The following is a 667-nucleotide window of genomic DNA, read 5'->3' as shown; positions in this document are numbered from 1 at the left end:
TATGGGAATTGCCCTAGCTTATGGAACTTCTAGCACCAAAGGAAACTCAAGCTATGCAAGTAATAGCAATAATGCAGGACTATCTTTGGATAAAGTCAATTCCAATATGATTGAAGTAGGGCTTTATAACTCCTATGTTGCTGATAGTGGCTGGTATAACGACACCATTCTTAAGTTTGATTACATTATGAGTGAGTTTTCACTTAGCAATGGCAGTGGGGTAATGAGTGAAACCAATAACTTTGCAATGGTGCTCAGTGATGAGTTTGGATATCGCTATAGCTTTGCAGAAAATGAAAAAGGAAGCTGGTATATTGATCCTCAAGTAGAAGTCGCCTTTGGATATTTCAATCAAAGCGATTTCAATCGTGCAGTGGATTCTCTAACTACTCTTAAAGCCACTCAAGATAGTATCCTCACTCTAAGAAGTAGAATCGGAGCAAGTCTAGGGAAGAAATTCACTACTGATAAAGGATTTGCAAGTCTTTATGTAGGAGCTTCTTATGAGTATGACTACATTGAAGGGGGAGATTCTGGTGTTAGCACAAGAGAAGGGGGACTCATCACTCAACTTGACAAAGTAGAGAGCAATGGAAGAGCAGTGCTAAATGTAGGAAGCAATATTGAGCTAACTAAGGGGGCTAGACTTTATATCGATGTAGAAAAG

The 667-nt window shown here is 39.1% G+C and carries 1 protein-coding gene; it reads left to right on the top strand.

Annotation, left to right across the window (positions count from 1 at the left end; translation table 11 throughout):
* Positions 1–667, top strand: a 667-nt coding sequence (locus tag CQA58_RS08125; protein WP_115570202.1) for an autotransporter outer membrane beta-barrel domain-containing protein, incomplete at both ends; no start/stop codon positions are given.

Source organism: Helicobacter brantae (assembly GCF_003364205.1).
Lineage (GTDB): Bacteria > Campylobacterota > Campylobacteria > Campylobacterales > Helicobacteraceae > Helicobacter_G > Helicobacter_G brantae.
This window is presented reverse-complemented; position numbering and strand designations above follow the sequence as displayed.